21 protein-coding genes and 1 pseudogene are annotated in these 24,014 nt (G+C 72.7%); 13 read left to right on the forward strand and 9 right to left on the reverse strand.

The features are described from left to right. Positions 1–17 precede the first annotated feature (17 nt). Positions 18–1,088, forward strand: a complete 1,071-nt coding sequence (locus CPH93_RS19710; protein ID WP_093483762.1) for a Zn-dependent alcohol dehydrogenase — start codon at positions 18–20, stop codon at positions 1,086–1,088. 167 nt (positions 1,089–1,255) lie between these two features. On the opposite strand, the gene CPH93_RS19715 is transcribed toward CPH93_RS19710, so the two are convergent. Then, positions 1,256–1,870 (reverse strand): flavin reductase family protein, encoded by a 615-nt coding sequence (locus tag CPH93_RS19715; protein WP_093648919.1) that lies wholly within the window; start codon positions 1,868–1,870, stop codon positions 1,256–1,258. A 247-nt stretch (positions 1,871–2,117) separates the two neighbouring features. Here CPH93_RS19715 and CPH93_RS19720 point away from each other — a divergent pair, with 247 nt between their 5' ends. Both CPH93_RS19720 and CPH93_RS19725 read left to right on the forward strand, forming a co-directional pair. Beyond that, positions 2,118–2,696, forward strand: coding sequence for an RNA polymerase sigma factor (locus tag CPH93_RS19720; RefSeq protein WP_093483760.1), 579 nt, complete (start codon positions 2,118–2,120; stop codon positions 2,694–2,696). Positions 2,697–2,704: 8 nt separating this feature from the next. Next, a complete protein-coding gene (locus CPH93_RS19725) occupies positions 2,705–3,349 on the forward strand; it encodes a hypothetical protein (RefSeq protein ID WP_231976894.1) in 645 nt (214 codons plus the stop codon). A 139-nt stretch (positions 3,350–3,488) separates the two neighbouring features. Here the strand turns inward: CPH93_RS19725 and CPH93_RS19730 are convergent, their stop codons facing one another. Together CPH93_RS19730 and CPH93_RS19735 are read right to left on the reverse strand one after the other, a co-directional pair. After that, positions 3,489–4,385: an enoyl-CoA hydratase/isomerase family protein gene (locus CPH93_RS19730; protein ID WP_096213572.1), complete on the reverse strand. Its 897-nt coding sequence runs from the start codon at positions 4,383–4,385 to the stop codon at positions 3,489–3,491. A gap of 190 nt (positions 4,386–4,575) precedes the next feature. Next, positions 4,576–6,831: an acetate--CoA ligase family protein gene (locus tag CPH93_RS19735; RefSeq protein WP_096213573.1), complete on the reverse strand. Its 2,256-nt coding sequence runs from the start codon at positions 6,829–6,831 to the stop codon at positions 4,576–4,578. A 255-nt stretch (positions 6,832–7,086) separates the two neighbouring features. Here CPH93_RS19735 and CPH93_RS36840 point away from each other — a divergent pair. The 3 genes and pseudogenes from CPH93_RS36840 to CPH93_RS19750 all read left to right on the forward strand — a co-directional run. Beyond that, positions 7,087–7,248, forward strand: a pseudogene (locus CPH93_RS36840) (DoxX family protein); the annotation flags it as partial. Positions 7,249–7,337: 89 nt separating this feature from the next. After that, positions 7,338–7,787 (forward strand): Zn-ribbon domain-containing OB-fold protein, encoded by a 450-nt coding sequence (locus CPH93_RS19745; protein WP_093648915.1) that lies wholly within the window; start codon positions 7,338–7,340, stop codon positions 7,785–7,787. Between the two features lie 63 nt (positions 7,788–7,850). Beyond that, positions 7,851–8,339: a GNAT family N-acetyltransferase gene (locus CPH93_RS19750; RefSeq protein ID WP_093648914.1), complete on the forward strand. Its 489-nt coding sequence runs from the start codon at positions 7,851–7,853 to the stop codon at positions 8,337–8,339. Positions 8,340–8,474: 135 nt separating this feature from the next. Here CPH93_RS19750 and CPH93_RS19755 read toward each other — a convergent pair whose 3' ends face one another. The 3 genes from CPH93_RS19755 to CPH93_RS19765 all read right to left on the reverse strand — a co-directional run bounded on the left by CPH93_RS19755 (position 8,475) and on the right by CPH93_RS19765 (position 10,758). Next, positions 8,475–9,212 (reverse strand): pyridoxine/pyridoxamine 5'-phosphate oxidase, encoded by a 738-nt coding sequence (locus tag CPH93_RS19755; protein ID WP_096213574.1) that lies wholly within the window; start codon positions 9,210–9,212, stop codon positions 8,475–8,477. A gap of 186 nt (positions 9,213–9,398) precedes the next feature. Beyond that, complete coding sequence (locus CPH93_RS19760; protein ID WP_096213575.1) at positions 9,399–10,115, reverse strand: MOSC domain-containing protein; 717 nt, start codon at positions 10,113–10,115, stop codon at positions 9,399–9,401. Positions 10,116–10,140: 25 nt separating this feature from the next. Next, positions 10,141–10,758 (reverse strand): LysE family translocator, encoded by a 618-nt coding sequence (locus CPH93_RS19765; RefSeq protein ID WP_093488797.1) that lies wholly within the window; start codon positions 10,756–10,758, stop codon positions 10,141–10,143. A gap of 189 nt (positions 10,759–10,947) precedes the next feature. On the opposite strand from CPH93_RS19765, the gene CPH93_RS19770 reads away from it, so the two are divergent. Beyond that, positions 10,948–11,748 (forward strand): VOC family protein, encoded by an 801-nt coding sequence (locus CPH93_RS19770; protein ID WP_096213576.1) that lies wholly within the window; start codon positions 10,948–10,950, stop codon positions 11,746–11,748. 70 nt (positions 11,749–11,818) lie between these two features. On the opposite strand, the gene CPH93_RS19775 is transcribed toward CPH93_RS19770, so the two are convergent. Beyond that, positions 11,819–13,003, reverse strand: coding sequence for a thiolase C-terminal domain-containing protein (locus CPH93_RS19775; protein ID WP_096213577.1), 1,185 nt, complete (start codon positions 13,001–13,003; stop codon positions 11,819–11,821). Positions 13,004–13,386: 383 nt separating this feature from the next. Here CPH93_RS19775 and CPH93_RS19780 point away from each other — a divergent pair, with 383 nt between their 5' ends. From CPH93_RS19780 to CPH93_RS19795, 4 genes are all read left to right on the forward strand, one after another. After that, on the forward strand, positions 13,387–14,976 hold the full coding sequence (locus tag CPH93_RS19780; protein WP_096213578.1) for an IPT/TIG domain-containing protein: 1,590 nt from the start codon (positions 13,387–13,389) through the stop codon (positions 14,974–14,976). Between the two features lie 88 nt (positions 14,977–15,064). Continuing rightward, positions 15,065–15,559: an allene oxide cyclase barrel-like domain-containing protein gene (locus CPH93_RS19785; RefSeq protein WP_096213579.1), complete on the forward strand. Its 495-nt coding sequence runs from the start codon at positions 15,065–15,067 to the stop codon at positions 15,557–15,559. Between the two features lie 329 nt (positions 15,560–15,888). Next, positions 15,889–17,217 carry an acyl-CoA dehydrogenase family protein gene (locus CPH93_RS19790; protein ID WP_096213580.1) on the forward strand — a complete coding sequence of 443 codons (1,329 nt, stop codon included), beginning with the start codon at positions 15,889–15,891 and terminating at the stop codon, positions 17,215–17,217. Continuing rightward, positions 17,217–17,687: a nitroreductase family deazaflavin-dependent oxidoreductase gene (locus CPH93_RS19795; RefSeq protein WP_093483748.1), complete on the forward strand. Its 471-nt coding sequence runs from the start codon at positions 17,217–17,219 to the stop codon at positions 17,685–17,687. The genes CPH93_RS19790 and CPH93_RS19795 overlap by 1 nt, the downstream gene beginning before the upstream one ends. Positions 17,688–17,968: 281 nt before the next feature. Here CPH93_RS19795 and CPH93_RS19800 read toward each other — a convergent pair whose 3' ends face one another. Further along, entirely contained in the window at positions 17,969–18,616 is a 648-nt protein-coding gene (locus tag CPH93_RS19800) for a TetR family transcriptional regulator (protein ID WP_006604963.1), read from the reverse strand. A gap of 927 nt (positions 18,617–19,543) precedes the next feature. On the opposite strand from CPH93_RS19800, the gene CPH93_RS19805 reads away from it, so the two are divergent. After that, positions 19,544–22,165: a serine/threonine-protein kinase gene (locus CPH93_RS19805; RefSeq protein ID WP_096213581.1), complete on the forward strand. Its 2,622-nt coding sequence runs from the start codon at positions 19,544–19,546 to the stop codon at positions 22,163–22,165. A 60-nt stretch (positions 22,166–22,225) separates the two neighbouring features. Here CPH93_RS19805 and CPH93_RS37615 read toward each other — a convergent pair whose 3' ends face one another. Then, a complete protein-coding gene (locus tag CPH93_RS37615) occupies positions 22,226–23,263 on the reverse strand; it encodes a hypothetical protein (RefSeq protein ID WP_096213582.1) in 1,038 nt (345 codons plus the stop codon). Positions 23,264–23,478: 215 nt separating this feature from the next. Here CPH93_RS37615 and CPH93_RS19815 point away from each other — a divergent pair, with 215 nt between their 5' ends. Next, the gene (locus CPH93_RS19815; RefSeq protein WP_093488795.1) at positions 23,479–24,012 is read left to right on the forward strand and encodes a hypothetical protein; all 534 of its coding nucleotides are present in this window, start codon (positions 23,479–23,481) and stop codon (positions 24,010–24,012) included. Positions 24,013–24,014: the final 2 nt, after the last annotated feature.

The following is a 24,014-nucleotide window of genomic DNA, read 5'->3' on the forward strand; positions in this document are numbered from 1 at the left end:
ACCAGAGTGGAGCGGGAATGAAGGGCGTCATTTTCGACGGCGAGCGGCCGCAGGTCGTGGACGATCTGGAGGTACGGGCTCCGGGTCCGGGCGAGGTGCTGGTCGGGATCCGGGCCGCGGGGCTGTGCCACAGCGATCTGTCGGTGATCGACGGGACGATTCCGTTCCCGGTGCCGGTGGTGCTGGGGCACGAGGGGGCGGGAGTGGTGGAGGCCGTGGGCGCGGGCGTGAGCCATGTGGCGCCCGGCGACCACGTCGCGCTGTCGACGCTGGCCAACTGTGGGGCGTGCGCGGAGTGCGACCGGGGACGGCCGACGATGTGCCGCAAGGCGATCGGGATGCCCGGCAAGCCGTTCCGGCGGGGGGAGACCGAGTTGTTCAACTTCGCGTCGAACTCGGCGTTCGCGGAGCGTACGGTCGTCAAGGCGGTGCAGGCCGTCAAGATCGCCGAGGATATTCCGCTGACCTCGGCCGCGCTGATCGGGTGCGGGGTGCTGACCGGGGTCGGGGCGGTGCTCAACCGGGCGAAGGTGGACCGCGGGGACTCCGTCGTGGTGATCGGGGCCGGCGGCATCGGCCTCAATGTGCTCCAGGGGGCGCGGATCGCCGGGGCGTCGACGATCGTGGCGGTGGACGCCAACCCCGCCAAGGAGCCGGTGGCGCGGCAGTTCGGGGCGACGCACTTCATCGACGCGTCGGCGGTGGCGGACAGCGTCAAGGCGGTGAAGGCGATCCTGCCGACCGGCACCGACCATGCCTTCGAGTGCGTGGGCAGCACCCGGCTGATCCGGCAGGCCGTCGATCTGCTGGACCGGCACGGCCAGGCGGTGCTGCTCGGCGTGCCGCCGGCCACCGCCGAGGCGTCGTTCCTGGTGTCGTCGATGTACCTGGACAAGTCGATCCTGGGCTGCCGCTACGGGTCGGCGCGGCCGCAGCGGGACATCGCGCTGTACGCCCGGATGTACCGCGAAGGGCGGCTGCTGCTGGATGAGTTGGTGACTCGGACGTATCCGGTGGAGGACTTCGCCAAGGCGGCGGAGGATGCGCAGCGGGGGCGGGTGGCTCGGGGGGTGTTGGTGTTTGGGTAGGGGGCGCGGAGGGGCCCCGCGGGCCGGGGGCTGTGCGGCTGATCCGGCTGTCTGGCTGGTTCGGCTGCCCGGATGGTCCGGCTGTCCGTCTGCCCGGCTGTCCGTTCACGGTCCGGGCGGGCTGGGGGCGACCGCCGCCAGGGGCGCCGCCCCGGCGCCGCCCGCGCTCACGGACGGAAGTGCCCGAAGGCGCCCCGGTGGAAGAGGAGCGGGCCGGTGCGGGCGGCGGCCGGGTCCGTGCCGAGGGCTTCGACCTTGCCGACCACGATCAGATGGTCGCCGCCGGTGTGCACGGCGTGGACCGTGCAGTCGATCCAGGCCGGGACATCCGCCAGCCGCGGCGCACCGGTCGCCGGCGCGGGCCCGTAGGAGACGCCGGCGAACTTGTCGCCACCACTGACCGCGAACCCGCGGCAGAGCGCGCCCTGCCCGGCCCCGAGGACGTTGACGCAGAACACGCCGGCGCGCGCGATCCGTGGCCAGGTGGTCGACGTACGCCCCACCATGAACGCCACCAGCGGTGGGTCGAGGGACAGCGACGCGAAGGACTGGCAGGCGAACCCGGCCGGCTCCGGCTCTCCGGGGGCCGTGATGACCGTGACGCCGCTTGCGAAGTGCCCCAATACGGCGCGGAATTCGGCCGGATCCAGCGGGGCGCGCTCATCGTCGCGCACGGCGCGCAGCGCGGGCCGCGGCACTGCGGAGGCGGCGGAGGTGGCCGGTGCGGCGGCCGTGGTGGGCGCGCCGACGGAGCGCAGATACCGCACGGCCGTGGCTGCCATTCCCGCGTGTCCCATCATGTCTTTCATTCAATCTGATGCAGCGTCAGATGTGAAGGTGCGGGGCGGCGGCGGCCACCCGCGGCCGCCCGGTGGCGGCCACCCGCACGTGTGGTTTACCGGCACATCGGATCCGATCTCGGTGGATTCGCGCGAGATTGGTCGGCGGATTCCTGATTGCGTGTCGTCCGCACGGGTAGCGTCCAGCACGGCCGCGTCCGTAGCCGAACACGGGGGAGAGTTCCGGTACATGGCCGATGCGAGACCACCGACGTCAGCTTCGTCCGCCGCGTCACCCACCTTCGACGAGGTCTTCTGTGGGCTGCTGCCCCGCCTCTACCGGAGGGCGGTGATGCTGGCGGGATCGAGACAGTCCGCGGAGGACGTGGTGCACGAGGCGTACCTCAAACTCGCCCGCCGCCCCCAGCGCTTCCTCGCCCATCCGGAGCCGTACGCCTACGCCTTCACCGCCGTGCTCAACGTCGCCCGCGACGCCTACCGCAAGGACCGGCGACAGGTGCTGGTCGACGGCATGGAGGAGGTCGAGGAGACCGTCGCGGGCGGGGCGCCGCCGGGCCCGGGCTCCGGCGGCTGGGACGGCGGGGTGGAGCGCCGGCAGGCCGAGATCGAAGCGGTGCGCCTGCTGGGGAAGTTGTCGCACCGGCAGGCCGGCATCGTCATCCTCGTCGACCTCGACGGCTACACCATCGACCAGGCCGCGAAGATCATGAAGGTGCATCGGGGCACCGCCGCCCGCCATCGTGCCCGTGCGCTGGACAGGCTGCGCGCCTACCTCGTTGAATCGGAGCACGGGCAGGCCGGGAGGTGAGCGGCACGGTGGGCGTGGGGTCACGCTACGACGGCGGCGCGGGCGGCGGCGGGCGGGACGCCGGCGGCGCCCGGGGGGACGGCGCCGGAGACGATCCCGAGGCGCTGCTGCGCGCACGGCTGCGGCGCGCGGACGAACAGATCGAGACACCGCCCGGACTGTGGGACCGCATCAGGGAATCCGACGCCGGGCCGGCGCCCGCCGTAGTGGCGCTGCCCCGGAGGCGGCCGTATGCGGTCGCGCTCACGGTGGCGGCCGCGGTGGCCGCGGTGCTGCTGGGGGTGTGGTGGCTGATGCGGCCCGGGCCCGTGTCCGTGCGGCCGGCCGGGCCGCCCCCGACGGTGAAGATCACGGTCTACAACAGCGAACGGGCGTGCCGCACGGGCCGCTCCCTGGAGTGCGCGCTGCGGCTGGCCAAGGACCCGCACACCGCGTACGCCGCCCGCGGCAATTCCGCCGGCCGGGTCTGGCACGGCGATGACCTGGCCGCGCGCTGTGTGGTGACGGACGGCCGGATGGTCCGCGACGAGGAGGGCGTCACCTCCACCCGCTGGTATCTGGTCACCACCGGGCAGGGGGTACGGGGATGGCTGCCGGGGGTGCGGACACGCAACACCCGTGAGGTGCCGGAGTGTCCGGATGGGGTGGCGTAGGGCCCGGAGGGCCTGGAGGAGGTGCCGTAGGCCGGGGCGCCCCGGTGGCGCGTAGGGCCGTGGCACCCCGATGTGGCCTGCTCTCGCGGCGCCCCGAAGTGACGTAGCGACGTAGGGGCGGTGGCGGCCCCGGGGGCGGTCAGCGTCCCCGGTACGCAGGGGTGCGGCGCGCCACGAAGGAGGCGACCCCCTCCTGGGCGTCCGCCGTCGTCATATTGATCTCCTGGGCGGTGGCTTCGGCGGCGAGAGCCGTGGCCCGGTCGCTGTCGAGCGAGGCGTTGACCAGCTGTTTGGTCAGCGCCAGTGCCCGGGTCGGGCCGGCCGCCAGCAGCTCGGCCCACTCCCGTGCCGCCGTGCTCAGCTCGCCGTCCGGGACGACCCGGTTGACCAGCCCCAGCCGTTCCGCCTCCGCGGCCGGTACGGCGTCCCCGAAGAACAGCAGCTCCTTGGCGCGCTGCGGGCCGATCAGCCGCGGCAGGAGGTAGGAGCCGGCGCCGTCCGGGACCAGGCCACGGCGGACGAACACCTCGATGAATCGGGCCGACTCGGCGGCCAGTACCAGATCGCAGGCGAGCGCGAGATGGGCGCCGAGCCCGGCCGCGGTGCCGTTGACGGCGGCGATCACCGGCTTCTCGCAGTCCAGCACCGCCGTGATGAGCCGCTGGGCGCCGTGCCGGATCAGCCGGGCGACATCGCCGGCGACCCGCTCCTCGGCGGACGGTGCGCCGCGCAGATCGGCGCCGGTGCAGAAGCCCTTGCCGGTGGCGGTGAGCACGACGGCCCGTACGTCCGGGTCGGCGGAGGCGTCGGCGAGCCGGCCGATGAGGCGTTCGCGCTGGTCAGGGGTGATGGCGTTGAGCACCTCCGGCCGGTTGAGAGTGAGCCAGCAGACGCCGTTGTCAGTGGCGTGCAGTATCAAGGAGTCGACGGGGTCCGCGCGTTCGGCAGAGCCGGCGCGGGCGGTGCGGCCGTCGGGCCCGGCGGGCTCGCCGGGCGCTTCGGGGGGAACGGAAGAGGGGGACGGTGAGCGGGTCATGGGGGAGCGGCTCCAAAGGGAACGGAGGGGGCGGAGGGGACGGCCGGGGTGCCTGCGCCGGGTCGCGGCTGGGTGGCTGTGGTGGTGGTCGCGGGCGTGGCGGCGGGTGTCGGGTCCGGCAAGGCGGCGGTGGCCGGCGGCGGGGCGGCTGTTGCCGGCCTGGGGGCGGCGGGGGCGCGCGCCGATGCGGTCAGCGGCAGACGGCGAGGGCGTCGAGGGCCACGGCGCCCTGGCCGCGCGGCAGGACCACCAACGGATTGATGTCCAGCTCGGCCAGTTCGCCGTCGAGTTCGAGGGCCATCCGCTGCACCCTCAGCACGACCTCGACCAGCGCATCGACATCCGCGGGCGGTGCGCCGCGCACGCCGTCCAGGAGGGCGCGGCCGCGGAGTTCGCCGAGCATCGCGCGCGCCTGGTCCTCGCCGAAGGGCGGTACGCCGACCGCGACATCCCGCAGGACCTCCACCAGGACCCCGCCCAGGCCCACGGTCACGGTCGGCCCGAAGAGGCTGTCCCGGGTGACGCCGACGACCATCTCGACGCCCCGCTCGATCATCTGGCAGACCAGCACGCCGTCCAGCGGGGCGTCCTCGTAACGGGCGATGTCGGTGAGCTCGCGATAGGCGTCCCGGATCTGGCTTGCCGAGGTCAGACCGACCTTGACCAGGCCGAGTTCGGTCTTGTGCGCCAGCTGCGGCCCGGAGGCCTTCATCACCACGGGGTAGCCGACCAGGCTCGCCGCCCGTACGGCCGCCGCCGCGCTGGTCACCAGCTGTTCGCGCGGGACCCGGATGCCGTAGGCGCGCAGCAGCTGCTTGGCCGCGTGTTCGCTCAGCTGCTCGCCCGGACGCATCAGCGCCCGCGCCTTGCGTGCGGAGGGGGAGAGGACGCGCGGGGCGTCGTCGAAGGGGGAGCGGTAGCCGGCCGCGAAGCGGTGGTGGTCGAGATAGGCGCGCACGGCGGTGATGCAGTTCGCGAAGGTGCGGAAGGTCGCCACCCGCGAGGAGCCCAGGAGGGTGCTGCGGTAGGCGACCTCGGTGCCGACCGGCGAGCCCCACACCACACACACCAGCTTGTCCGTGCGCTCCGCCGCGTCCACCAGATCCTGCGCGAGCTTGTCGCTCATCGGCGGGAAGGGCCCGGTGATCGGGCAGATCAGGACGCCGATGGACGGGTCGGCCAGGATCGCCTCGATGATCTTGGGTCCGCGCCAGTCGCCGACCGGGTGCCCGCCGTTGTCGACCGGATTGGCGACGCTGAGGTAGTCCGGTATCCACTGGTGCAGTTCGGTCTGCTTGGCGTCGCCGAGGGTGGGCAGCTGCAGCCCTGCCGCGGTCGCCAGATCGGCGAAGTGGGCGCCGGTGCCGCCGGAGATCGAATAGACGGCGACACCCTCGGCGATGGGTTTCCTGGCGCGGGCCAGCAGCGCCGCGGTGTCCTGGAGCTCGTCGAGCCCGTCCACCCGGATCACCCCGAACTGCCGCATCGCGGCGTCCACGACCTCGTCGGCGCCGGTCAGCTTGCCGGTGTGCGAGGCGGCCGTCCGGGCGCCGGTCTCGGTACGGCCGACCTTGACGGCGACGACAGGGACCTTGTTGCGGGCGGCGCGGTCGGCGGCGAGCAGAAAACTGCGGCCGTCCTTGAGCCCTTCCACATACGCGGCGATGGCGCCGACCTCGGGGCGGGTGGCGAAGTAGGAGAGGAAGTCGGCGGTCTCCAGATCGGCCTCGTTGCCGGTGGGGGCCCAGTGCGAGAGGCGGATGCCCAGTTCCTGGAGGCTGAAGACCGGCCGGCCCTGGTGGCCTGACTGTGTGATGAGGGCGATGGCGGGGCCGTCGAGGTCCGTGCGGAACTTCTCGAAGGCGTTGAGGTTGGTGTTCGGGCCGAGCAGCCGCAGGCCGGAGCGTGCGACGGCCTCGGCCAGCCGGGCCTGGGCGGCCGCGCCGCGCTCGCCGGTCTCGGCGAAACCGGACGCGAAGGCCACCGCGAACTTCACCTTGGCCTCGGCGAGTTGCTCGATGACCGGCAGCGGATCGCCGACCAGCAGAACGGCGAGATCGACGGCTTCCGGCAGATCGGCGACGGTGGCGTGACAGGGCCGCCCGAAGACCTCGGCGCGCCCCGGGTTGACGGGATGGAGCCGGGCTCCGACGCGCTCCGCCCAGGCGATCAGCTGGCGCGTGATGCCGGTGTTGGGACGCCCCGCGCTGTCCGAGGCGCCGATCACCGCCACGGACTCGGGCCGGAAGAACCGGTCCAGGTCGGGTACCGGAGCCTGCAGCGGACGCCCGCTGACATCGCGGTCGAGGGCGTCGGCGCCCTGTCCCCCGCTGCCGGAGTGCGGTTCACTGATGCCGTGGACGGTGTGTGGTCGTTGCTCCCCACAGGCCACGACGCGGGCCGGCCGGGAGTGCGTGGTGAGGGTGCCGTGAGTCGATCCAAGCATCGCAGACGCCCGCTCCTCTGAGACGGCTCTGATTACCTGACACATAGTCAGGTTACTGAACTGACGCTCCGTCAGGAATATGGATGCACGGTAAACCTTGGGCGGGGGCGGGGTGGGGGGCTCCCCGGTCGCGGGCTGCGCCCCGCTCGTGGCGCGCCGTGCTGTGCCTCGCCCTCCCCTTGCGGACTTGCCCCGCTTCGGCTGAACTGACGTACCGTCAGGGATCCGTCGACGGGGGCTGGGAGGGTGTGCGGAATGCAGACGATCTGGCTCGGTGGGGCTGAGCGGCCGGCCGTGCTTCGCATCGGCCTTGGCCTGTGGCGGCCGGAGGGTCGGCGGCACAAGGGCAAGCAGGGCTGGTCCGAGCGCGGTGCGGGCCTCGCGCGGGCCTCGGGGGTGGTCGGCGGGCACCGTTGGAGGGGCGCGTGGCCTCTCGACGCTGCGACGGGGGAGTCTCAGTGAGGGCCGGGAACGCGGGGAGCGCGGGGGCCGCCACGCGGAATCCGGTGCCGGCCGCCCCGCGGGCCGCAGCGCGCTTCGACCTGCCGGAGAGTGATGCCTTCACGCGTCCGTACTGGGACGCGGCGGCTGAAGGGCTGCTGCTGCTGCGTCGCTGCCGGGCCGAGGGGTGTGGGGCGGCCCATCACTACCCGCGCGAGTTCTGTCCGTATTGCTGGAGCGAGAACGTCGGATGGGAAACGGCCACCGGCCGCGCCACCCTCTACACCTGGTCCGTCGTGCACCGCAATGATCTCCCGCCCTTCGGCGACCGGGTCCCGTACACCGCGGCCGTGGTCGATCTCGCCGAAGGCCCGCGGATGATGACCGAGATCACCGACTGCCCCGAGTCCGAGCTGCGGATCGGGATGCCGCTGGTGGTGCACTTCCGCAGCGCGGGGGCGACGGGCGCCGTGGACGGCAGCGGGTTCGCCTTCCCCGTCTTCCGGCCCGCTTGATACGCGGCCGGCCCCCGGGGAATTCCGGTGGCGGGCCGTCCGGGCCCGCGGCATGCTGAGGGCGTGCTGATCCGTACGGCGACCGCGGCCGACTGGCCCGCCATCTGGCCCTTCCTCCACGCCATCGTGGCGGCCGGGGAGACCTACACCTATCCGCGGGACCTCGATGAGGCGACGGCCCGTGAGATGTGGCTGCTCGCACCGCCGGGCCACACGGTCGTCGCCGTCGATGACGCCGGGGCGGTGCTCGGTACGGCCAAGATGCACCCCAACCACATGGGCGGCGCCTCGCACATCGCCACTGCCAGTTTCATGGTCGACCCGCAGTACGGGGGCCGCGGCGCCGGTCGGGCCCTGGGCGAGTACGTACTGGACCGGGCCCGCGCCGAGGGCTATCGGGCGATGCAGTTCAACGCCGTCGTGGAGACCAACACGGGCGCCGTCGCGCTCTGGAAGTCCCTGGGATTCCAGATCATGACGACCCTGCCCGAGGGCTTCCGGCACCCCACCAAGGGGTATGTGGGGCTGCACATCATGTACCAGCAGCTGTGAGGGCGGGGCGAGCGCGCGCCCCCGCGTCACCGTCGCCCCGAATCACTGGCCCCCGGAGTCACCGGCCCTCGGAGCCACCGGGCCCGGAACCGTCGGCACCCCCGAGTCCTCGGCAGCCCCCGAGCACCCACCGCCCTACGGCCACAACAGTTCCCGCACCCAACCCCCGCCCTCCCGGCGGTAGTTGACCCGTACGTGCCGGCGTTGCGCATCCCCCTGGAAGAACTCGACCTCCTCGGGGTCCAGCACATACAGCGTCCAGCTAGGCACCGGCGCCTCCGGTTCGCGCCGGGCGCGCTCCCACGCGGCGTCCGAGGCACGTGCCAGCTCCCCGACCGAGCCGAGCACCTCGCTCTGCCGGCCGACCAGCGCCGCGGCCAGCGCACCCGTGGAGCGGCGGTGCAGATCGGCCGCGCTCTCCTCGGGGCCCGCCGCGGTCACCGGTCCGCGGACCCGCACCTGGCGGCCGACCGCCGCCCAGTAGAAACCGAGCGCCGCCCGCGGCCGGGCGTCCAGTTCGCGGCCCTTGCGGCTGCCGCGGTGCGAGGCGAAGTGCCAGCCGCGCTCATCGGCGTCGTGCAGCATCAGGGTCCGGACGTTGGGGTCGCCGGCCGCGTCGGCGGTGGCCAGCGTCATGGTGTGCGGCTCGGGAACACCGGCCTCGGCGGCCTCCCGCAGCCACTGCCGGAACAGCGGCAGCGGCTCGGCGGGGGCCGTCTCCGGATCGAACGACGGCAGCTCGGCGTCCCAGACCCGCAGCCCGCGCAGCAGCTCCCGGAACGCGCGGGCCTCCGCATCGTCGGAGTGGTGCGCCGCCGGGGTGTCGGTGGGGGCGGTGTCCGGGGTGTCCCGGTGCGCGGGGTGATCGGTCATGGCAGGCAGCGTACGGCGGTGGGCGGACGGCGCAGGGGAGCGGGCGGCGTACGAGGCATCGAAGGCCGATCGCGAGGTGACGAGAGGGCTGACGACGAAGACCGACGACGAAGACCGACGACGAAGACCGACGACGAAGACCGACGTCGAAGACCGACGGCGGAGGCTGACGACATCGGACGTGGTTCAGAGCAGTTCGACGGTGTCCCCGAGCCGTACGCGTCCCGGTTGCGCGACCGTGGCCAGTGCATCCAGCCGCATGTCGTGTGCCTGCGCGATGGCGCGCAGGATCCGCGGGGAGTGCGGCAGGTCCTGCTGGGCCTCGTTGGTCATCGCGCACCGCTCGCTGGAGCGCTCGACACGCAAGCGCAGGGTGTCGCCGACACGGACGGTGCTGCCGAACCACTCGTCCTCCACGAACGCGGGCGTGCCCGGCGGCGTCCGCACCAGCAGGTTCGGCCGGAACCGGCGCTCGTCGACGGGTACGCCGGGCACGGCGGCGCGGACCCAGTCGAGGGTGGCGGTGGTCAGAAGGCTGACGGGGAGCTGGTCGAAGTGCGAGACCGCCTCCTCACGGGCCACTTCGACATCGTTGCGGTCCAGGTAGCGCCGCACATAGGCGCTGGGGTCCGGTACCGGCTCGCCGTCCGGGTCCAGCAGCTCGGGCAGCTGCGTGGCTGCTCCTCCGGGGTAACGGGACCGCAGCCGCAGCAGTCCCGGCATGCGCCGGAAGCGGCGGGTGTTCTTGCCCGAGCCGAACTTGCCCTCGGCGTCCCGCACCGCGTAGAGCCGGTCGCCGACGAGTCCCCGGGCATCGACAGCGGCCTCGTCCAGCACCTCACCGCCGGTGGATTTGATGGGGTACCGCCAGATCCGTTCGATCGTGCTCAGCGTCCTGCCCATGTCCGCTCCCCCCGTGCGTGGCTTCTCAGTTGGCTTCCATGGCGACGCGCGCCCCGAAGCCGAGGAGCACCACGCCCGTCACGCGGTCCAGCAGGCGGCGGACCCTGGGCCGTTCGAAGACCGCGCGCGCCCGGGAGACCAGGTAGGCGTAGGCCCCGAGCCAGGTCAGGGTAAGTGCCGCGTGCAGCAGGACCAGCAGCCCCATGCCGGCCGTCGTGGACAGCCCGTGCGGGGCCAGCGTCGGCAGCAGACCGGTGTAGAAGACGGCGATCTTCGGGTTGAGGACGTTGGTGGTCAGGCCCGTGAGGTAGGCGCGCCCCGAACCCGTGGTCTCCGGCCCGGCGGTCCGGGGCGCGGAGCGGCGGCTCTGCCACAGCGCCTGCAGGCCGAGGACGATCAGGTACCCGGCGCCCAGGATCTTGACCACGAAGTACGCCTCCGCCGAGGCTGCGAGGACCGCAGCGAGCCCGACCACGGTGCACACGCCCCAGACCAGGAGCCCGGTGGTGATGCCGGCGGCGGCGCGCAGGGCCTCCGCCCGGCCGGCGGTGATCGCGCGCTTGGTGACCACGGCCATGTCCGGCCCCGGCACCACGGTCAGCAGGGCGAGCACTCCGGCCGCCGCGAAGGTCTGCGTCCACAGGGGAGTCCACATGGGAGTCAGTCTGCTGCGAAACGATCGTGACCGTGGTGTGAGAACGGCCACGGCCGGTCGGTCAGCGACCCCGTCGTCACTGCGGACACCACGGAAGTCATGCGCCAACTAGGACACTTACCGTCCTCAATGCTCACTAGCGTGGCCCCCGGCAGCGCCACCTGCGAAGGGGATCCGATGAGCGAGATCAGCACCAACCAGCCGTTCGGGACGCCGACTTGGATCGATCTCGGGGTCCCCGACCTCGACCGTGCGAAGGCGTTCTACCGCGCGTTGTTCGGCTGGGAGTACGAGCAGGTGTCCACCGCAAGCGGCCCCCTCGCCCTGTGTCTGCTGCGCGGACGGCGGGTGGCGGCGCTGCGGCCGGTGTCCGCCGCCGATGTCGAGGGCGAGTCCTGGTGGCATCCGTATCTCGCCACCGACGACTGTGACGGTGCGGCCCGGCGGATCACCGACAGCGGCGGGACCCTGCTCGCACCGCCGTCGGAGCTGGCGGACCTGGCCCGTACGGCCGTGGTGGCGGACCCCGTAGGGGCCCGCTTCAGCCTCTGGCAGGGGCGTACGCTGCCGGGCTGCGAGCTGGTCAACGAGCCCTGCACGCTGGTCCGCAACGATCTGGCGACCCCGGCCCCCGAGCCCGCCCGCCGCTTCTACTCCGACGTCTTCGGCTTCACGCTCGACGGCAACGACGCCGTCCCCGACCTCGACTTCACCTTCCTGCGCCGCCCCGACGGCCATGAGATCGGCGGCATCTTCGGTACGCCCCAGGCCACTGCGTCCCGCTGGCAGACCGTGTTCGAGGTGGCGGACACCGATGAGCTGGTCACCCTCGCCCGCGGCGCGGGCGGCACGGCGGACGCCCCTGAGGACGCCCCCTACGGGCGCATGGCCGCGCTCACCGACCCCTTCGGAACGGCCTTCAGCGTCATCACCCGCCCGCCCGTCCGGCCCACTTCCTCCGAGCCGTCCGCCTCCTAGGGGCTGTCCGGCGGATCATGGCCGGGTCCCTAGTCGCCGCACCCCCTAGCCGCCACACCCGTCCGCACCCTCACTCCCGCCCCAGCACCACCGTCCCCGACGAACAGAACCAGCCGCCGGTGCCCGATGCGACCGCGAGCCGAGGCAATGCGCCGTCGGCCTTGCGGACCTGGCGGTCCGGGCCGACCTCACCCCGCAGCTGCCGTACCGCCTCGACCAGCAGGAACAGGCCCCGCATACCGGGGTGGCAGGCGGACAGTCCGCCGCCGTCGGTGTTGACCGGCAGGTCCCCGTCCCGCAGCAGCCGTCCCGTCCCGACGAACGCGCCGCCCTCGCCCTTGGCGCAGAAGCCCAGGTCCTCCAGGGTCACCAGGGTCATATAGGTGAAGGCGTCGTAGAGCTCGGCGAGATCGATCTCGTCGGGGCGGACCCCGGCCCGTTCGAAGGCCAGCCGGCCGGAGACCGCGGCGGGGGAGACGGTGAAGTCGTCCCACTCCGACATGGTGGTGTGCGAGACCGCGGTACCGGAACCGAGCACCCACACCGGGGGTTTGGCGAGATCCGGGACGCGGTCCTCGGCGACGAGCAGGACCGCGCAGCCGCCGTCGGAGCGGATACAGCAGTGCAGGGTGGTGAACGGGTCGGCGATCACCGGGCCGCCGAGGACGTCGTCGACGGTGATCGGGTCGCGGTACATGGCCTCCGGGTTGGCCGCCGCGTTGGCCCGCGTCTGGACCGCTATTCGGGCCAACTGCTCCAGTGTGGTGCCGTATTGGTGCATATGGCGGCGGGCGGCCATGGCGTATTTGGCGATCAGGGTGTGCCCGTAGGGGACCTCGAACTGCAGTGGGCCGCGGGCACCGAAGGAGAGGTTCGAGGTGCGGCGCCCGGCCTTGATGTCGGCGCGGGCGGTCGAGCCGTAGACGAGGAGCACCGCGTCGGCATGGCCGGCGGCGATCGCCTCGGCGGCGTGCGCGGCCAGCACCTCCCAGGTGGCGCCGCCGACCGAGGTCGAGTCGACCCAGGTGGGGCGCAGGCCCAGATATTCGGCGACCTCGATGGGGGCGAGGGTGCCCAGCCCGGCCGAGGCGAAGCCGTCGATCGCCGAGCGGTCCAGGCCGCTGTCGGCGAGCGCCCGGCGGGCGGCCTGGGCGTGCAGGGCGTACGGGGTGGCGTCGTCCACGCGTCCGCAGTCGGACAGGGCGACTCCGGCGACAGCGACCTTGCGATTCCCGTAAGGGGTCCCTGAAGTCATGAATCTGACGGTACATCAGATGTGGTGGGGCGGGGCAGGGCGCGGGGCGCCGGCCGGCAGCCCCGTCCGCCCGGTGGATCGCGGCCGGGTCCGCCCGCCCTCCCTGGGCCTTAAAGCGATTATCGGAGATATTGTGCGACCTTTAAATGCTTTCCCGGGGAGGGTATTCTCTGTTTGCCTGCGTATTTCATCGGCGATTCGCTGCCGGTTGACTGCTCGCTGTTTGCCCATGCGGCGGAGCAGACATTTCCGCGTGCGGGACAAAGATCGTCTCGCCTTCTTTGGGGAGTGTCATGTTCGCCTTGGATTCACCATCTTCGGAGCCTTCCCCGGCACCCCACTCCGCATTAAATGCGGCGTTTGTTGCGGGTGCTGTTATTCCCGTGGGGAACACCCCGGAGGGAATTACCCTCACCCCGGACGGGGCCCGCGCCTATGTGGCCAACCGGGGCTCGAACACGGTGAGTGTGATCGACACCGCCACGGACACCGTGATCGACACCATCACCACGGGAGCCGGTCCCACCGACGTGGCGATCAGTCCCGACGGCACCCGCGCCTATGTGACCGTCTTCGACGACGGTCTGGTCAGCGTGTTCGACCTCGCCTCGGACACCCTCGTCACGGACATCCCCGTAGGGGCCGGGGCGACGATGGCGGCGGTCACCCCGGACGGGACGCGTGTCTATGTGACGCGGCAGACCGCCGACACGGTGAGTGTGATCGACACCGCCAGCAACACCGTCACCGACACCGTGACCGTCGATACCGGGCCGACCGGCGTGGTCATCACCCCGGACGGGACCCGCGCCTACGTGGCGAGCTTCTCGGGTTCCGTCAGCGCGATCGACACCGCCACGAACACCGTGATCGCCACGATCGTCGCCGGCGACGTCCCCATCCTGCTGGCGGTCAGCTCCGACGGGGCCCGCGTCTACGTCACGAACGCCGGCAGTTCCTCGGTGAGTGTGATCGACACCGCCACGAACATCACCACCGACAACATCGGCGTCAGCGCCCAGCCGCGCTTCCCGGCGCTGAGCCCCGACGGCGCCCATCTGTACGTGCCGAATTCCGGACCGGACACGGTGAGTGTGATCGACACCGTCTCCCGCACCGTCGTCGAGAACATCGGTGCGGGAGACGGTCCCACCGGCATCGCCGTCTTCCCCGCCGGCACACGCGCCTACGTGGGCAATGTCGATGCCGGCACCGTCGACGTCATGGCGACGACCGTGATCCCCGACCAGGGGCCCATGGCGGGCGGAACCACCGTGACGCTGACCGGTCACCACCTGGCCAACGCCACCGCCGTGCACTTCGGCACCGCGCAGGCCGTCATCACCGCCAACACGGCGACATCGGTGACCGTCATCTCCCCCGCCGGCGCCGGTGTCGTCCCCGTGACGGTCACCACCGCGGGCGGCACCGGCACCCTCGGGGCCTTCTACTACATGCCGGCGCCCGCCCTCACCGGCATCAGCCCCGACGCCGGCCCCGTCTCGGGCAGCGACCAGGAGATCGTCATCACCGGCCGCAACCTCGCCGGGGCGATCGACGTGTACTTCGGCACCACCCGAGCCGTCATCCAAAGCCTCTCCGACACCCAGGTCACGGTCAGAGCCGCCCGTGCCCCGGCCCCGGGTGCCGTCGCCGTCACCGTGAAGACCAGCGGCGGGAGCGCGGACGGCCTGTTCTACACCTACGTCGACCAGTCCACCATCACGGACGTCAGCCCCAGCTCGGGACCGGTCACCGGCGGTACCGGGGTGACGATCACCGGCACCGGCCTGACCTACACCGAACAGGTCACCTTCCACGGCACTCCGGCGCCCTTCTCGGTCATCTCCGACACCACCGTGACCGCCGTGTCCCCGCCCAGCGACACCGAGGGCACCTTCGACGTCACCGTCACCACCCCCGGCGGCACCGCATCGGGATCGTTCACCTACGTCGCCGCGCCCGGCATCTGACCCGGCCGCGCCCCCCGCCGTCCGGGCACGAGAGCCCCTTCAGGCATCCAGCCGAGTGCATTTCCCTTCCAGTCCCACAGGAGAAGTCGTGCGTCACTTCAACGCCAAGCGCATCGCGCTGAGCGCGGCCACCGGAATTGCGGCCCTTCTTTTCTGCCCGCAACCGGCGTCGGCCGCCACCGATCACTACCCGAGAGAAGAAGTATTCCAGTTGACCGCGCAGCAGACGCAGGGCAACTTTATCGATGTGGACGGGTCGTCCGGGCCCAGCCAGGGGGATGAATTCGTCATCACCGGGAATCTCTTGCGCGGTGGCGTCCCGGTCGGCACCTACAGCCAGATCTGCACGCTGACCCGCACCGCCCCCGCCGATGAGTTCGACCTCCAGTGCGCGGCCGACCTCGCCCTTCCCCTGGGACAGCTCACCGTCGAGGGCCGGTTCACCGTCACAGGCGCCGGCCCCGGCAACATCGACCTCGCGATCACCGGAGGTACCGGGCGCTACCGCACCGCACACGGCACCGTCCACGGCGACAACGTCAGCGACACGGAAACGCTGATCACCGTGCATCTGATCCGCTGAGCGAGCGTGGGCGGCCGCAGGCGACTCCGGCGCCGCCCACGGGAGTTCGAGGGGCCGGGCCGCGACGACGTGGCCCGGCCCCGGCGTGCGCCCGGTGACGTGGCCGGGCTCCGGCGTGCGCCAGACCCCGGCGTGCGCCTGGCGATATGGCCCGGCCCCAGCGTGCGCCCGGCGGCGTGGCCTGACCCCTGCCGCCCGCCCGGCCGGCCATTGCGGAATCGCCCTAGGAATGTGCACCGTCCGTCCCTACTATGACGGCCCGTCAGATCGGAAGCCGGCGGCCCGTCGGACCGGACGGGTGTTGTCGCACGGCCGGGAGGAGCCCGCCGATGGATGCCGCGTTCACCGAGGAGCAGCACGAAATCCGCCGTACGCTGCGCGAACTGCTGCTCAAGCGCTGCGGTCCGGACGGGGTCAAGGCGGCGGTGCGCACCCCACCGGGGTACGACCAGGAGCTGTGGCGGGAGCTCGCCGGCCGGCTCGGGCTGCCCGGCCTGGCGCTGCCGGCCGCGTACGGAGGGGTGGGCTGCTCGCCCACCGAACTCGCCCTGGCCTGCGAGGAAACCGGCCGAGCCGTCCTCCCCTCGCCGCTGATCGCCACCGCCGCGCTGGCCGCCCCGCTGATCCTCGCGCTGGGCAGTGCGCGGCAGCGCGAGGGACTGCTGTCGGCCCTCGCCACCGGGGAGCTGACCGGCACGCTGGTCGTCCCGGGCGGGCAGCTGGCCACCGCACTTGCGCTGACCGGGCCGAACGACGGCGGCTGGGCGGGCGGCGGCCGGGCCGGCGGGATCCAGGCGCGGCCGGCGGACGACGGCTGGCGGCTGTACGGCGAGGCCGGGCAGGTGCTGGCCGGGCACACCGCGGAGGTGCTGGTGGTGGCCGCCCACACCGGCGGGTACGCGCGCAGCCGCACCCTGCTCTTCCTCGTACGGGCGGCAACGGCGGACGGGCCGGACGGGCGGCGGGACGGCGTGCCCGGTCTGCTGCGTACCCGGCAGACCGCGCTGGACGAGACCCGGGCGCAGGCGCGCCTCGAACTGCGCGAGGTTCCGGCCGAGTTGCTGGGGGAGGGGGACGGAGACGAGGCGGCGGTGACCGCGGCGCTCGCCGCGACCGGGGTGGTGGCGGCCGCGGCGCTGGCCGCCGAGGCGGTCGGGACGGCCGATGCCGCGCTGACCCGCACCGTCGGCCACGTCAAGGAGCGCGAGCAGTTCGGCCGGCTGATCGGCTCCTTCCAGGCCGTCCAGCACCGGCTCGCCGACCTGTACGTGCGGCTGCAGGCGGCGCGCTCGGCGGCGTACTACGCGGCGTGGTCGGCGGGCAGCAACGGATCCGGAGCCGCGGGGGCGGATGGTGCGGCCGAGCCCGGGGCGGCGGCGCTGGCGCTCGCCCAGGCGCTGGAGACGCTGCGTACGGTGGCGGCCGAGACGGTGCAGCTGCACGGCGGGATCGGCTTCACCTGGGAGCACGAGGCGCAGCTGTACTTCAAGCGCGCGGCCGGCGACGAACTGCTGCTGGGCCCCGTGCACCGGCTGCGGGCGCGGGCCGCCGAGGAGGCGGGGCTGTTCGCGGGCGGGGCAGTACGGGCGGGTGCCGATGGCGGGCCGGGCCGTAGTGGGCCGGCGGCGGTGCGCGCGCCCGAGGCGGTGGATGTCTGATGCCGCCGGGTGAGCGGCTGCTCCAGAGGATCTCCGCGACCCGTGCGTTCGCCCGGATCGCGCCGCACGTCATCCCCGGGCTGGACCGCGCGGTGCACCGGCTGACCCGTGGAAAGGTGCTGCTCAGCGCCCGGATGCTGCCCGGGGTGATCCTGACCGCGACCGGTGCCAGGAGCGGGCAGCCACGGCGTACTCCGCTGGCGTGCCTGCCGCAGAAGGACGGCAGCTGGATAGTGGTCGGCAGCAATTTCGGCCGGCCGGGGCACCCGGCCTGGACCGGAAACCTCCTCAAGAACCCGGAAGCCGAAGTGAGTTGGCGAGGTCAGGACATTCCGGTGCGGGCCCATCTGCTGACCGGTGGGGAGCGGGCGCGGGCCTGGGGGACGGCGCTGGCGTTCTGGCCGCCGTACGCCGCGTACCAGGCGCGGGTGGCACGGGAGATCCGGCTGTTCCGGCTGGAGAGGCGCTGAGCGAGACGGTGCGCGCGCCGGCGTGCGGGGCGGTGGGCGCGGCGGTGGCGCCGCCGCCCGGCCGGTCCGGGCGCGCAGACGACAGCGGGCGCCGCGGCGGACCCCCGAGGGGGCGCGCGGCGCCCGCTGCGTGTGTAATACAGCTATGGCAGGACGAATACAGGACCGACGGCGAACCGTCCCGGGAACACCGGGACTTCGGGGCGCGGCGGATTCTTCGGCCGCTTCCCCGGCTGCTGTCTCGGATGCTTGGTCAGGCGGCCGGATTCAAAAAGGCGACGCTATTTGGTCGGCTTCTTTCCGGTGACGCCGAAGTGCACCAGCAGCGCCAGGTTCGGCTTGAGCTCGGCCTGCTTGACGCCCCAGCTCTGGAAGCCTTTCTGGTGCCCGGCGACCGCTGCCAGCATCGCGACGAGCGAGCCGGCCATGGCGGGCGCGCTCACGTCCTTGTCGACCTTGTTCTTGCTCTGGAGATCCTTGATGGAGTCCGTAAGAGAATTGGTGACGGCATTGAGGATCTTCATGCGGATCTTGTAGAACCGCTTGTCACCCTCGGCCGCGCCCAGGTCGACGACGCGCAGAATCGCATCGTGCCTGCGCCAGAAGGAGAGGAAGCCCTCGACCAGTTCCTCCGCGGTCTGCCAGCCGGACTTGCCCACCCAGGAGCGTTCGGCGACAAGATCGGTCAGAGTGGCGCCTTCTTTGGCCATCTCCTCGGCGATTTCGAGGACAGCGCCCTCGACGTCCGGGAAGTACTGATAGAACGTAGCGGGTGAAGTCCCCGCTTTTCGGGCTACATCGATGACCTTGACGTCCCGATAGGGGGACGAACTGAGCATTTCGCTGAGGCAGTCGAGAAGCTTTTGCCGCGTCGCCTGTCCGCGGCGGCCGGCAACTCTGCCGTCGACGGTTCGCACTTGTCCTGTCATGCCGTCAGCTTACCGAGGGGTGATCGGAGCGCGATTTGGCTGCCTGCAAATGGGGATGGGGGAGTTCGGGTTGCGCGGCCCGGCCGTCTGTGCGGGTAGCGGGTCCGCCCGCAGCCGGGGTCCGCACGGCCCCGCTTGGCCCGAATCGGTGAACGGTCTTATCAACAGGCTGTGGACAACTTTGGTGGATAAGTGGCCCCTCTTCGCACCGCAAGTACAGTGCGATGGCCGTCAGTTGAACTTCTGCCTCGTGCGTCAGGTGCTGTCGGCGCCCCCGGTACGACCCCTGTGGATCGATCAGGTATTCGAATTCTCGCCGGGCGGGCCGGGTGAACCGGGGCTAGCGTGGGCATACGGCCGAGACGGCTGCCGCTGTGCGCTGTCTCACGGACCGCACGGCGCCGCATCGGGGGGTCGTGGCGCCGAAATGACCTTCGAAAGCGCAGAATTGGACCGCAGGGCCGGGAGTGAGGACGGGGAGGGCATAACCGGTGGGGGAGGGGTGCGCGCAGTCGGTGCAACCGCATGGTTTCGGCCACCGCGGATATCGGATGCCGGAGAGTGTGAACCGCTCCCCCGATACGCCCGTCAAACGGAATGGTGAACGTCCATATGCCGGGCGGCACCACGCGAAGAACGTCCATAACCGATGGGTAACCCCTGGGGCAACCACCCGTCGGCGGACGTATAGGAGCACGTCAGGCGGGGTTGGGTTACATCGGGTAACGGGCCCGGTGCGGGCTACGGGGGGTATGCCGTGACACGGCGGACAGGCCCCGGGTTCGCAACCGTCGGCTCGGCCAGGAAGAATCAGCACGCGTACGGCCGTTTCGGCCAGGCGGTGAGACGCTGCACGGGGCAGTGGCTCTCGGCGGCTCGTGGCTATTGAGAGTCTCTTTTTTCGCCCCACGGGGAGGTGGCAGGCAAGTGGTGGAGCAGCTGAAGCAGCTGACGCAGCACGATCCCCGGCGGATCGGCCCGTTCGAGGTGCTCGGCCGTCTCGGGGCCGGCGGCATGGGACTGGTCTATCTGGCGCGCTCGGCGTCCGGCCGGCGCGTGGCGATCAAGACCGTGCGGACCGAGCTCGCCGAGGACCAGCTGTTCCGGGTCCGCTTCACACGCGAGGTCGAGGCGGCCCGCGCGGTCAGCGGCTTCTACACCGCGGCCGTGGTGGACGCCGACCCGCGCGCCGCGGTGCCGTGGCTCGCGACGGCCTATGTGCCCGCGCCCTCCCTGGAGGAAATAGTCAATGAGTGCGGGCCGCTCCCGGCCCAGGCGGTGCGCTGGCTGGCGGCCGGTATCGCCGAGGCGCTGCAGTCCATCCACGGCGCGGGCCTGGTGCACCGTGACCTGAAGCCGTCGAACGTCCTGGTCGTCGAGGACGGCCCGCGGGTGATCGACTTCGGTATCGCCTCCGGGGTGTCCAACACGCGGCTCACGATGACCAACGTGGCCGTCGGCACGCCCGCCTACATGTCGCCCGAGCAGGCGCGTGACTCGCGCAGCGTGACGGGCGCGAGCGATGTCTTCTCCCTCGGCTCCACGCTGGTCTTCGCCGCTACCGGGCATGCGCCGTTCCACGGTGCCAACCCGGTCGAGACCGTTTTCATGCTGCTGCGGGAGGGCCCTGACCTGGCCGGCCTGCCGGACGAACTGCGTCCGCTCATGGAGTCCTGTATGCAGATGGAGGCCGGCCAGCGGCCGTCCCCCGCCGATCTGCAGTCCCAGCTCGCCCCGCATCTCTTCGGCTCCGGCAGCGACGACAGCGGCACCGCCTCGGCCTGGCTGCCGCCCGGCGCGGTGGCGCTCATCGAGGGCCGGCGCGGCGGCCGCTCCGCCGTAGCCGCCAACGGCCAGCGGGCCGGCTCCGGCCGCGCCGCGGGCCGCCAGGCACCGGCCGCACCGCCGGCCCCGCCCGCGTCGCCCCCGATGCCCGCGGCACAGCCCGTCCCGGCGCCGCCGCGGCCCGAGAGCGCCCCCGTCGGCGCGGAGTCCGGCTGGGGCGGCCAGGTCGGCGCGGGCCCCGGCGCGCACCGCGTCAGCGACCCGCGCGGCGCCCACCCCGGCCCGATGCCGCAGGCCGCGGCGCTCGGCACGGACGCCCCGGCCCGGGTGACGCCGGTCTCCGCGGCGCCGCCCGCCGGTGCCCTGTCCACCGCCCCGCCCGCCCCCGCGGACAGCGCGGCCGGACCCGTACGCCTCGGCGGCTCGCCCTCCCCCATAGGGCCGGGCCCGCGCGCCGACTCCCCGGGCCCGCAGCCGCGTGGGCAGGCCGGTGCCGCCACGAACTGGGTGCGTCCGCCCGGTGCCCCCACGACCGGTGTGCCGCCGCAGGGTCAGGCCGGCGGCGCCGCGGCGGGGGAGGGGCCGGGCCGCGGTGAGGCCCCGCCGCCGCCCGAGGCACCGCCCGCCGAGCCGGGCCGCTGGCGCCCCTGGCGGTTCCGGATGTCGAACGACGTCTGGGGCACCCCGGCCGTCGCCGACGATCTGCTGTACGTCACGTCCTTCGAGGTGCATGCGCTCGATGTGGCCAGCGGACGCCGCAAGTTCAAGACCCGCGACGTCGCCTGGGCGATGGCGGTCGCGGATGGCCGGATCCATGCGTCGGACGGCCCGAGCCTGTATGCGCTGGACGCCGAGGACGGCAGCGACCGCTGGCGGCTGAACACCGAGGGCTGGGTCTACGCCCTGGAGGTCGACCGCGGGACGGTCGTCACCACCACCCGCGGCGGCGGCATCCAGGCCTGGGAGGCCGGCACCGGCGAACTGCTGTGGGAGGCCGGCGGCGTCCAGACCGACTTCGAGAGCGCCGAGGCCGGGCCCGTGGTGCACGACGGCACGGTCTACGTCTGGGCCGATGCGCGGCTCAAGGCGCTGGAGGCGCGGACCGGCGCCGAGCGCTGGTCGTATCCGATCGGCGACGCGGCGGCCTGCGGCGGGGTGCCGATGCGGCTGCTGCCGGCGTCGGACGGCGCGGTCTACGTGGTCGCCGGCACCCGGGTGCTGGCGCTCGACAGCGCACGCGGCGATGTGCGCTGGCACTTCGAGGCGCCCGCGGTGTTCCTGAGCCCGCCCGCCTTCGCCCCCGGCCCGGCCGTCACCGGCGGCGGGGTCTATCTGGCGGACTACCTCGGCACGGTCTACGCGCTGGACGCGGCGGACGGCCGCGACCGCTGGCGGATCGCCACCGAGGCGCGGCAGTCCGGCGAACCGGTGCTGGTCGCCCACGGTGCGGTCCATCTGGGCAGCGGCAAGGCGCTCTACACCCTGGACGCGGTCACCGGCACCCCCCGCTGGCGGTTCCAGGCCGGCGCCGAGGTCGTCGGCGCCCCGGTCGTCGCGGAGGGCCGGGTGCACTTCGGCTCGGCCGACCACTGCCTCTACACGCTCGATGCGATGGGCGGCCAGCTGCGCTGGAAGCTGGAGACCGGCGGCGAGATCACCGGCTCCCCGGTGGCGGTCGGCGGCGTGGTGTACGCCTGCAGCAAGGACCGCTGTGTGTACGCGCTGGACGCGGCCAAGGGGACGGGGCTGGCGCGGCGGTCGTAACGGGCCGTGACCGGCAGCCGTGAGGTGTCGCGCGCGGCACCGCCGTAGGGGCCCGGACGTCTACTGCCGCTCCTCCGGGGGCTGTTCGGGTTCCTGCCGCCGTGGGGGCTGTTCCGGTTCCTGGTGAGCCGGCTGCCGCTGCTCCCTGCCCCACTCCACGGGAGGTGTGGGGGGCTGCTGATGGGCCGGCATGGTCGGCGGGGGCGGCGGGGGTTGCTGTTGCTGGGGCTGCTGGGGTGGCGGTGGCTGCTGCCGGGTGGGCGGGGGCGGCGGGGGCACCGGCTGGGGTGGCGGTGGCTGCTGCCGGGTGGGCGGGGGCGGCGGGGGCACCGGCTGGGGAGCGGTGGGGGTGTCGTCGCGCGGCCCGTAGGCGCCGCCACCATGGCCGCCGGGGGCGGGGCCCGTCGGTGGTCCGGCGGGGGTGGGTCCGGTCGAGTACGGCTCCGGGTTCCACTCCTCGGCCCCCGGACGGCCCGCGTCCCAGGGTTCGGGCGTCCCCGGGGGGTAGGGCGTGTCCTCGTCGTAGCGGGTAGGGGCGGCGTAGCGCTCGTCGTACGGCGGGCGTCCGTAGTAGCCGTCGTCATGCGGCGGGCGTCCGTAGTACCCGTCGTCGTACCCGCGGTCGTCATAGCGCCGGTCGTCGTACCCGCGGTCGTATCCCCGGTCGTCGTAGTCGCGGTCGAGGACCCGGCGGCCGCGGCCCCGCATGACCAGGGCGCCGAGCAGCAGCAGGGCGCCGCCGCCCAGGGCGTTGGCCACGCCCACCCCCAGACCGCGGGCGCCGGCCGTCAGCTCGCTCGCGGCCTGGCCCTGGCGGACCATCCACAGGACCGTGAAGCCGAGCACCACCAGGCCGGCGACGGTCACCAGCAGCCGGGAGCGCAGGGCGACACCGATCAGGGTCAGCAGCGCGGCGAAGGCCATGGGGAGGAGGAGCGAGCCGAAGAGCGCGGCACCGTTGCCCGTGATGCCGTGGAAGAGGTCCTCGATCCGGACGTCATTGCCGTGACGGCCGTCGTACCAGGGACGGAAGGGGCTCCAGACGGCGGCCGTCGCTCCGACGAGGGCGATCAGCGACCCGAGAACGTTGCGCACCACGGGCGTCGCCTCGCTTCGGGTCGTCCAGTCGTCCTCCGTGACCGACGCTACGCCTGCGCGTCTGCGCCCGCGAGACAGGTACGCCCGTCCGCGTGGGCGGTGCCCCGTCGGGGGTGTCACCGGCTCTTGCTAGGGTGCCGTGCACGCGTCAAGCCACGGTGTGGCGACGGGGTCGGACGTTCTCACGGGGGATCGAGCGGAGTATGAAGCAGCGCATGCGCATGGGTACGGCCGTCCGCGGGGGTGCCCGCAGGGGGAGCAGAGCGGCGGCCGCCACGGCCCTGGTACTGGTCACGGCCACTACGGCCAGCGGCTGTCTCCTGCCCCAGCGGCACCCGGTGGTGCTGCCCCCTTCCCCGACGGCCTCGCCCAGCGACGGGTACGACACGAGCGAGCCGTCGGAGGAGCCCACCTACTCGCCGTCGCCGGCCGAGGAGACCTACGACCCGGACGGCCGGGACGACGTCACCGGCCGCAACTGCGACTTCTCCAATTCGCTGCGGCAGTTCACCTACACGGTCTCCATCACCAATCCGTCCACGACGGACTCCTTCTCCTACGACATGGCCGTCAACTGGATGAAGGCCAAGCCGGCCGACGGCAAGGCGTACGGGCTGCACCAGCGCTCCATCGTCGTCGGCCCCGGGGACACCGAGACGTACACCGCCAAGTACACCGTCAACCAGTCCTCCATCGGGCAGTTCTGGTACACCTGCCAGATCACCCGGGCGCACAAGACCCGTATGTAAGG

Source organism: Streptomyces sp. 2323.1 (genome assembly GCF_900221035.1).
Taxonomy (GTDB): Bacteria; Actinomycetota; Actinomycetes; order Streptomycetales; family Streptomycetaceae; genus Streptomyces; species Streptomyces sioyaensis.

Coding starts and splice junctions, on each gene's coding strand:
- CPH93_RS19715 (WP_093648919.1), bottom strand. CDS start 1,870: ATGGCAGCCACGGCCGTGCGGTATCTGCGCTCCGTCGGCGCGCCCACC.
- CPH93_RS19755 (WP_096213574.1), bottom strand. CDS start 9,212: ATGACCGATCACCCCGCGCACCGGGACACCCCGGACACCGCCCCCACC.
- CPH93_RS19790 (WP_096213580.1), top strand. CDS start 15,889: ATGGATGCCGCGTTCACCGAGGAGCAGCACGAAATCCGCCGTACGCTG.
- CPH93_RS19775 (WP_096213577.1), bottom strand. CDS start 13,003: ATGACTTCAGGGACCCCTTACGGGAATCGCAAGGTCGCTGTCGCCGGA.
- CPH93_RS19735 (WP_096213573.1), bottom strand. CDS start 6,831: ATGCTTGGATCGACTCACGGCACCCTCACCACGCACTCCCGGCCGGCC.
- CPH93_RS19800 (WP_006604963.1), bottom strand. CDS start 18,616: ATGACAGGACAAGTGCGAACCGTCGACGGCAGAGTTGCCGGCCGCCGC.
- CPH93_RS19720 (WP_093483760.1), top strand. CDS start 2,118: ATGGCCGATGCGAGACCACCGACGTCAGCTTCGTCCGCCGCGTCACCC.
- CPH93_RS19815 (WP_093488795.1), top strand. CDS start 23,479: ATGCGCATGGGTACGGCCGTCCGCGGGGGTGCCCGCAGGGGGAGCAGA.
- CPH93_RS19770 (WP_096213576.1), top strand. CDS start 10,948: ATGAGCGAGATCAGCACCAACCAGCCGTTCGGGACGCCGACTTGGATC.
- CPH93_RS19795 (WP_093483748.1), top strand. CDS start 17,217: ATGCCGCCGGGTGAGCGGCTGCTCCAGAGGATCTCCGCGACCCGTGCG.
- CPH93_RS19730 (WP_096213572.1), bottom strand. CDS start 4,385: ATGACCCGCTCACCGTCCCCCTCTTCCGTTCCCCCCGAAGCGCCCGGC.
- CPH93_RS19760 (WP_096213575.1), bottom strand. CDS start 10,115: ATGGGCAGGACGCTGAGCACGATCGAACGGATCTGGCGGTACCCCATC.
- CPH93_RS19710 (WP_093483762.1), top strand. CDS start 18: ATGAAGGGCGTCATTTTCGACGGCGAGCGGCCGCAGGTCGTGGACGAT.